This window comes from Streptococcus sp. 2741, from assembly GCF_013276315.1.
Classification (GTDB): Bacteria; Bacillota; Bacilli; order Lactobacillales; family Streptococcaceae; genus Streptococcus; species Streptococcus pseudopneumoniae.
In genome coordinates, this window is record NZ_VMKU01000095.1 from 1 (window position 1) to 8,831 (window position 8,831).

Consider the following 8,831-nt stretch of genomic DNA (forward strand, 5'->3'; position numbering starts at 1 on the left):
AAATCATGGGAGCTATAAACTCTCCGTCTACTTGTCCTGCAACAATTGAAGTTCGCTCAAAACGACGTCCGCTAATCTTTTCATAGACTTTCTCCCCTCTAGGAGCCCCTGCATAAGGACGAGGGAGCGCTATTGTATAATAGATTGAAACTAGAATAGTACACCTCTACTTCTAAAACATTGTTAGAAATCGATTTGACTGTCCTGATCGAATCGTCCTATTCTTATTTCATTTTACAATATAAAAGAAATAAATACGGCTGACTATCCTGATTTTTATAATCAAGCGATTACTGAAATAAGAAATGGGATAAAATAGATAGAGATGTTACATAAGAAATTGTAAGAGGTCTGTTCCCTCTTGATAAAATGACTCTCGCACCCAAAATAGCATCATATTCGGTGCAAAGGAGGTGCGATAGATGAACGATAAGCAGGAAATAGTAAACAGGATAGAAAATTTTGAATCGAATCAAGTTTTTATAGCAAATGATTTCTTTGAAATTGTAGGATATGAAACTGTTCGTAGTACATTAAATCGTCTTGTAAAAGACAAAAAGGTTACTCGCATTTTGAAAGGTATTTATTATAAACCAAAATATATAGAACTGATTGGAGAGTATGCAATGGCCTCTGTGGATGAAGTTGCTGATGCTATTGCTAGAAAATATAATTGGACCATTGCTCCATCGGGAAACACAGCCCTTAATTTACTTGGTCTATCTACGCAGGTACCAGCAAAATGGATCTATATATCAGATGGAAGATATGCCAGTTTTAATGTTGGTAAGGCAAGAATAGAATTTAAGCATAGAAATAATGGAGATATTTCAAATATGTCAACCTTAACTGCAATGGTGATACAATCTGTCAAGGCAATGGGGAAAGAGAACATTACTTCTCAGCAGATTGACTACTTACGGAAAAAATTATCTGAAGAAGAAAAGTCAACATTACTAGCTGAAGGTAAAACTACAAGTGTCTGGGTATATAGTATTATCAAGAAAATATCAGAGGTATAGGGATGTTTGAGGATAAATCGACTGGGAAAAATAAATCAATTTCTCAGAATGTTTTTAGAAGTGACGGTGTCTATTCTAGCTTCAATCTACTAGAAATTCCATAGATAGAAAACTAGATGGTTCCTATAGATAGGGCTGATCTAGTTGATGTGAGATGCTTTGGCTTGCTAGAGGAATTGTGGATTGCCAAACTGTATCATTGAAATTATTGCTTAAATTTGTTATGATATAAATATGAATAAAAGTAGACTGGGACGTGGCAGACACGGGAAAAAGAGACATATATTATTGGCTTTGATTGGTATTTTAGCAATTTCTATTTGCCTATTAGGCGGATTTATTGCTTTTAAAATGTATCAGCAAAAAAGTTTTGAGCAAAAGATTGAATCGCTCAAAAAAGAGAAAGACGATCAATTAAGTGAGGGAAATCAGAAGGAGCATTTTCGTAAGGGTCAAGCCGAAGTGATTGCCTATTATCCTCTCCAAGGTGAGCAAGTGATTTCCTCTGTTAGGGAGCTGATAAATAAAGACATTAAGGACAAGCTAGAAAGTAAGGACAATCTTGTTTTCTACTATACAGAGCAAGGAGAGTCAGGTTTAAAGGGAGTCGTCAATCGTAATGCGACCAAACAAATCTATGATTTAGTTGATTTTAAGGTTGAAGAGACTGAAAAGACCAGTCTAGGAAAGGTTCACTTAACAGAAGATGGGCAACCTTTTACACTTGACCAACTCTTTTCAGATGCTAGTAAGGCTAAGGGACAGCTGATAAAAGAATTGACCTCCTTTATAGAGGATAAAAAAATAGAGCAAAACCAGAGTGAGCAGATTGTAAAAAGCTTCTCTGACCAAGACTTATCTGCATGGAATTTTGATTATAAGGATAGTCAGATTATCCTTTATCCGAGTCCTGCGGTTGAAAATTTAGAAGAGATAGCCTTACCAGTATCTACTTTCTTTGATGTTATCCAATCTTCGTACTTACTCGAAAAAGATGCGGCCTTGTACCAGTCTTATTTTGATAAGAAACATCAAAAAGTTGTCGCTCTAACCTTTGATGATGGTCCAAATCCAGCAACGACTCCGCAGGTATTAGAGACTCTAGCTAAATATGGTGTTAAAGCCACTTTCTTTGTGCTTGGGAAAAATGTTTCTGGGAATGAGGACTTGGTGAAAAGGATAAAATCTGAAGGTCATGTTGTTGGAAACCATAGTTGGAGCCATCCGATTCTCTCGCAACTCTCTCTTGATGAAGCTAAAAAACAAATTACTGATACTGAGGATGCGCTAACTAAGGCGCTGGGTTCTAGTTCAAAACTCATGCGTCCGCCTTATGGAGCCATTACAGACGACATTCGCAATAGCCTCGATTTGAGCTTTATCATGTGGGATGTGGATAGTCTGGACTGGAAGAGTAAAAATGAAGCATCTATTTTGACAGAAATTCAGCATCAAGTAGCTAACGGCTCTATCGTTCTGATGCATGATATTCACAGTCCGACAGTCAATGCCTTGCCAAGGGTCATTGAGTATTTGAAAAATCAGGGTTATACCTTTGTGACCATACCAGAGATGCTCAATACTCGCCTAAAACCTCATGAACTGTATTATAGCCGTGATGAATAAGCAAGAAAAAATAGGTTCTGTCAGATATGTGATAGACTTATTTTTTACAAAAGATAGTACTAATTAGCAAAAAAATTATGCTATAAATGATAAATAAAATAGAAGGATAAGCATATGAATACCTATCAATTAAATAATGGAGTAGAAATTCCAGTTCTAGGATTTGGAACTTTTAAGGCTAAGGATGGAGAAGAAGCCTATCGTGCAGTGTTAGAAGCCTTGAAGGCTGGTTATCGTCATATTGATACGGCGGCGATTTATCAGAATGAAGAAAGTGTTGGTCAAGCAATCAAAGATAGCGGAGTTCCACGAGAGGAATTGTTCGTAACTACCAAGCTGTGGAATAGCCAACAAACCTATGAGCAAGCTCGTCAGGCTTTTGCAGAGTCTTTAGCGAAGTTGGGCTTGGATTATTTGGATCTGTATTTGATTCATTGGCCAAATCCAAAACCGCTTAGAGAAAATGACGCATGGAAAATCCGAAATGCTGAGGTCTGGAGAGCGATGGAAGACCTCTATCAAGAAGGCAAGATCCGTGCTATCGGCGTTAGCAATTTTCTTCCCCATCATTTGGATGCCTTGTTTGAAACAGCAAAAATTCTTCCAGCGGTCAATCAAGTTCGCTTGGCGCCAGGTGTGTATCAAGAGGAAGTCGTAGATTACTGTCGAGAAAAAGGAATTTTATTGGAAGCTTGGGGCCCTTTTGGTCAGGGAGAACTATTTGATAGTAAGGAAGTCCAAGAAATCGCAGCAAATCATGGAAAGTTTGTTGCTCAGATAGCCTTGGCCTGGAGCTTGGCAGAAGGATTTCTACCACTTCCAAAATCTGTCACAGCCTCTCGTATTCAGGCTAATCTTGATTGCTTTGGAATTGAATTGAGCCATGAGGAGCGTGAAACCTTAAAAGCGATTGCTGTTCATTCTGGTGCTCCACGAGTTGATGATGTGGATTTTTAGAAAATCATAAAAAGAATTGTACATTGTTCTAATTTTTGATATAATAGTCAGCAGGAAAGAAAGTCTTATGGCGTTCTTCAAGCGAGCTTGGGATAGTGGGAGCCAAGTAGGGCAAAATAAAGTGCTGGCGCTTTCTGTAGTATTTTCAAAAACAATGAAGTAATAAATTAGGGTGGAACCGCGTTTCTGACGCCCCTAGGTTAAATCAACCTAGGATTGTCGGACGCGGTTCTTTTGCTTATTCAGTCTATTGTGTGAAAGAAAGGAGAGACGTGGAAAACCTTTATCTTGTAAAAGACGATAGTCAACTAGCTACATTTCGTGATTTTGTAGTAAGAAATACTGAAAAGTTGAAAGATTATCAATCTTTTTTAAAGAATGAACTTGCAGTCTGTGATTTACCGCAAGCCGTTATTTGGTCAGATTTTAATGCTGCTACACAGATTATTAGGGAAAGCGCTGTTCCAGCCTATACAAATAATAGACGAATGGTTATGACGCCTGATTTAGCTGTTTGGAAAGAGTTATATTTGTATCAGTTGATGGACTACAAGTGTTCTCAGCAAACTCAAGCAATAGAAAGTCACTATCATTCTTTATCTGAAAATTTCCTCTTACAGATTGTAGGACATGAGCTAGCTCATTGGTCGGAGCATTTTTTAGATGATTTTGATGGTTACGACTCTTATATCTGGTTCGAAGAGGGGATGGTTGAATATATTAGTCGCAAGTATTTCTTGACAGAAGAGGAATTTCAAGCGGAAAAAATTTGTAATCAATCTCTCGTAGAACTTTTTCAGAAGAAGTATGGTTGGCATTCACTGAATGATTTTGGTTCTTCGACTTATGATAAGAACTATGCAAGTATTTTTTATGAATATTGGCGCAGCTTTTTGACAGTAGATAAGTTGGTAGAGAATCTAGGTAGTGTACAAGCGGTCTTCGATTCTTATCATCTATGGGCAAATACAGATAAAACTTTTCCCTTGTTAAATTGGTTTGTTCAGCAGAAATTAATTGAAAAAGAAATATAAAAACTAAAGGAGTAAACAATGTCTAAGAAATTAACATTTTACTGCGTCAGTGGCAGAAACCTCCTTACAGTCGGACTGCTCCACGCTCAGCACTAGAGTGCTTGAGCTAGACGCAGTACTAACTCGTCTTGCCTCGTATGATCGACGAGGCAGACTCGTGTCGCAAGTAATTTATATAAAAAGGAGTAAACAATGTCTAAGAAATTAACATTTCACTGCGTCAGTGGCAGAAACCTCCTTACAGTCAGACTGCCCTACGCTCAGCACTAGAGTGCCTGAGCTAGACGCAGTACTAACTCGTCTTGCCTCGTATAATCGACGAGGCAGACTCGTGTCGCAAGAAATTATTTTTTATTAAGGAGTATTCAATGTCTAAGAAATTAACATTTCAAGAAATTATTTTGACTTTGCAACAATTTTGGAATGACCAAGGTTGTATGCTCATGCAGGCTTATGATAATGAAAAAGGTGCGGGAACGATGAGTCCTTACACTTTCCTTCGTGCTATCGGACCTGAGCCATGGAATGCGGCTTATGTAGAGCCATCACGTCGTCCTGCTGACGGTCGTTACGGGGAAAACCCTAACCGTCTTTACCAACACCACCAATTCCAGGTGGTCATGAAGCCATCTCCATCAAACATCCAAGAACTTTACCTTGAGTCTTTGGAAAAATTGGGAATCAATCCTTTGGAGCACGATATCCGTTTTGTTGAGGACAACTGGGAAAATCCATCTACTGGTTCAGCTGGTCTTGGTTGGGAAGTTTGGCTTGATGGGATGGAAATCACTCAGTTCACTTATTTCCAACAAGTCGGTGGATTGGCAACTGGCCCTGTGACTGCGGAAGTTACCTATGGTTTGGAACGCTTGGCTTCTTACATCCAAGAAGTAGATTCTGTCTATGATATTGAGTGGGCCGATGGTGTAAAATACGGAGAAATCTTTATCCAGCCTGAGTACGAGCATTCAAAATATTCATTTGAAATTTCGGATCAAGAAATGTTGCTGGAAAACTTTGATAAGTTTGAAAAAGAGGCTGGTCGTGCCTTGGAAGAAGGCTTGGTTCACCCTGCCTATGACTATGTTCTCAAATGTTCACACACCTTTAACCTGCTTGATGCGCGTGGTGCCGTATCTGTAACAGAGCGCGCAGGCTATATCGCTCGTATCCGTAACTTGGCCCGAGTTGTAGCCAAAACCTTTGTCGCAGAACGCAAACGCCTAGGTTACCCACTTTTAGATGAAGCAACACGAGTTAAACTCTTAGCAGAAGACGCGGAATAAAGAAAGTGACAAATTACGAAAATGGGCGAACAGTGTGAGCCCTGAACCAGTTGCAGCAGTGATGAAGGTATCCTTAGTGAAACTAAGGATACTAGGCAAAATTGGAGACTTTTGGCTCCAATTTTAGCAATGAAACAACGAAGTTGGTTGCTTGCGTACCAATCACATAAGGCAAACTGGAAAATAAAAAGATATTTTTCGGAGAAAAAACATGACAAAAAACTTATTAGTAGAACTCGGTCTTGAAGAATTACCAGCCTATGTTGTCACACCAAGTGAAAAACAACTAGGCGAAAAAATGGCAGCCTTTCTCAAGGAAAACCGCTTGTCTTTTGAAGCTATTCAGACCTTCTCAACACCACGTCGTTTGGCTGTTCGTTTAACTGGTCTTGCAGACAAACAGTCTGATTTGACAGAAGATTTTAAGGGGCCAGCAAAGAAAATTGCATTGGATAGTGATGGAAACTTCACCAAAGCAGCTCAAGGATTTGTCCGTGGGAAAGGCTTGACTGTTGAAGATATCGAATTCCGTGAAATCAAGGGTGAAGAATATGTCTATGTTACCAAGGAAGAAATTGGTCAAGCAGTTGAAGCCATTGTTCCTGGTGTTGTAGATGTCTTGAAGTCCTTGACTTTCCCTGTCAGCATGCACTGGGCTAACAACACCTTTGAATACATCCGCCCTGTTCACACTTTAACTGTTCTTTTAGATGAAGAAGAGTTTGATTTGGATTTCCTTGATATCAAGGGAGGGCGTGTGAGCCGTGGCCATCGTTTCTTGGGACAAGAAACTAAGATTCAGTCAGCATTGAGCTATGAAGAAGACCTTCGTGCACAGTATGTAATTGCAGATCCACGTGAACGTGAGCAAATGATTGTTGACCAAATCAAGACAATCGAAGCTGAGCGTGGTGTAGGTATAGAGATTGACGCTGATTTGCTGAATGAAGTCTTGAACTTGGTTGAATACCCAACTGCCTTTATGGGAAGTTTTGATGCTAAATATCTTGAAGTTCCAGAAGAAGTTTTGGTGACTTCAATGAAGGAACACCAACGTTACTTTGTTGTCCGTGATCAAGACGGTAAACTATTGCCAAACTTCATTTCTGTTCGTAATGGAAATGCAGAGCATTTGGAAAATGTTATCAAAGGAAATGAAAAAGTCTTGGTCGCTCGCTTAGAAGATGGTGAATTCTTCTGGCGTGAAGATCAAAAATTGGTCATTTCAGATCTTGTTGAAAAATTAAACAATGTGACCTTCCATGAGAAGATTGGTTCCCTTCGTGAACACATGATTCGTACGGGTCAGATTGCTATTCTCTTGGCAGAAAAAGCAGGCTTGTCAGCGGATGAAACAGTTGACCTAGCCCGTGCAGCAGCAATTTACAAGTTTGACTTGTTGACAGGTATGGTTGGTGAATTTGACGAGCTCCAAGGAATTATGGGTGAGAAATATGCCCTTCTTGCTGGTGAAACTCCAGCAGTGGCAACTGCTATTCGTGAACACTACATGCCTACATCAGCTGAAGGAGAACTTCCAGAGAGCAAGGTTGGTGCAGTGCTTGCTATTGCAGATAAATTGGATACGATTTTGAGTTTCTTCTCAGTAGGTTTGATTCCATCAGGTTCTAATGACCCTTATGCCCTTCGTCGTGCGACGCAAGGTGTAGTTCGTATATTGGATGCCTTTGGTTGGCACATTGCTATGGACGAGCTGATTGATAGCCTTTATGCTTTAACATTTGACAGCTTGACTTATGAAAATAAGACAGAGGTTATGAACTTTATCAAGGCTCGTGTTGATAAGATGATGGGTTCTACTCCAAAAGACATTAAGGAAGCCGTTCTTGCAGGATCAAACTTTGTTGTGGCAGATATGTTGGAAGCAGCAAGTGCTCTCGTAGAAGCAAGCAAGGAAGAAGACTTCAAACCATCCGTTGAATCACTCTCTCGTGCCTTTAACTTGACTGAGAAGGCAGAAGGAGTAGCCACAGTTGATTCAGCTCTCTTTGAGAATGAAGAAGAGAAAACCTTGGCAGAAGCAGTAGAATCACTCGTTTTGTCAGGGACTGCCAGTCAGCAATTGAAACAGCTCTTTGCTCTTAGCCCAGTCATTGATGCATTCTTTGAGAATACCATGGTTATGGCTGAAAATGAAGCAGTCCGTCAAAATCGTTTGGCAATCTTGTCTCAATTAACCAAGAAAGCAGCTAAACTTGCACGTTTTAACCAAATCAATACCAAATAAAATCTGTTAAACGGATTAAATCTTATCATAAAGGAGAGAAACATGGATCCTAAAAAAATTGATCGTATCAATGAGCTTGCCAAAAAGAAAAAAGCAGAAGGCTTGACATCAGAAGAAAAAGTGGAACAAGCTAAACTACGTGAGGAGTACATTGAAGGTTATCGTCGCTCTGTTCGTCACCACATTGAGGGAATCAAAATTGTGGACGAAGAAGGTAATGATGTTACACCAGAAAAACTACGTCAGGTACAACGTGAAAAAGGATTACATGGTCGTAGTCTTGATGATCCAAATTCATAATATGTATTCTTTCTTTTTTAAAACTAAATGACTATAACATGAGATTTCCTTTCTCTTTTTACATAATACAATTTTAAAACTCCATTGAAACAGTTGTCTCTATAGAGTAGGAATTCCTGAAGAACAGCTTAGGTGACCTTCTTTATCGATGAGGATGGCTTCGATGCCCTCAAAACTTTCGACTTGCCAGAGGATAGAAGCATGTCTTTCTCCAAAGAGTCGAGTCGTTCAGATTTCGCCATCGACTGATTTATCAGAGATGATTGTTAGACTCGCTAGTTCCGTTTCAACAGGATATCCTGTTTGATTAGACTTCCTGCGAAACAATATATGGTAGAATAGTTCTATGAATTATGAA

The 8,831-nt window shown here is 39.4% G+C and carries 7 protein-coding genes and 2 pseudogenes; 7 read left to right on the forward strand and 2 right to left on the reverse strand.

From position 1 onward, the window contains the following. Positions 1 to 127: pseudogene (locus HT671_RS11730) on the reverse strand (IS630 family transposase); the annotation flags it as partial. 295 nt (positions 128 to 422) lie between these two features. On the opposite strand from HT671_RS11730, the gene HT671_RS08850 reads away from it, so the two are divergent. From HT671_RS08850 to HT671_RS08880, 7 genes are all read left to right on the forward strand, one after another. Further along, complete coding sequence (locus HT671_RS08850; RefSeq protein WP_000998387.1) at positions 423 to 1,022, forward strand: DUF6088 family protein; 600 nt, start codon at positions 423 to 425, stop codon at positions 1,020 to 1,022. Positions 1,023 to 1,256: 234 nt separating this feature from the next. Further along, on the forward strand, positions 1,257 to 2,648 hold the full coding sequence (pgdA, locus tag HT671_RS08855) for a peptidoglycan-N-acetylglucosamine deacetylase PgdA (protein WP_138703346.1): 1,392 nt from the start codon (positions 1,257 to 1,259) through the stop codon (positions 2,646 to 2,648). Between the two features lie 114 nt (positions 2,649 to 2,762). After that, positions 2,763 to 3,605: an aldo/keto reductase gene (locus HT671_RS08860; protein WP_001099666.1), complete on the forward strand. Its 843-nt coding sequence runs from the start codon at positions 2,763 to 2,765 to the stop codon at positions 3,603 to 3,605. 272 nt (positions 3,606 to 3,877) lie between these two features. After that, on the forward strand, positions 3,878 to 4,639 hold the full coding sequence (locus HT671_RS08865; RefSeq protein WP_138703347.1) for an elongation factor Tu: 762 nt from the start codon (positions 3,878 to 3,880) through the stop codon (positions 4,637 to 4,639). A 368-nt stretch (positions 4,640 to 5,007) separates the two neighbouring features. Next, positions 5,008 to 5,925, forward strand: a complete 918-nt coding sequence (gene glyQ, locus HT671_RS08870) for a glycine--tRNA ligase subunit alpha (protein WP_023936433.1) — start codon at positions 5,008 to 5,010, stop codon at positions 5,923 to 5,925. Between the two features lie 211 nt (positions 5,926 to 6,136). Beyond that, on the forward strand, positions 6,137 to 8,173 hold the full coding sequence (gene glyS, locus HT671_RS08875; protein ID WP_000164732.1) for a glycine--tRNA ligase subunit beta: 2,037 nt from the start codon (positions 6,137 to 6,139) through the stop codon (positions 8,171 to 8,173). Positions 8,174 to 8,215: 42 nt separating this feature from the next. After that, positions 8,216 to 8,473: a DUF896 family protein gene (locus HT671_RS08880; RefSeq protein ID WP_000371298.1), complete on the forward strand. Its 258-nt coding sequence runs from the start codon at positions 8,216 to 8,218 to the stop codon at positions 8,471 to 8,473. A gap of 99 nt (positions 8,474 to 8,572) precedes the next feature. On the opposite strand, the pseudogene HT671_RS08885 reads toward HT671_RS08880, so the two are convergent. Beyond that, a pseudogene (locus tag HT671_RS08885) lies at positions 8,573 to 8,782 on the reverse strand (FAD:protein FMN transferase); the annotation flags it as partial. Positions 8,783 to 8,831: the final 49 nt, after the last annotated feature.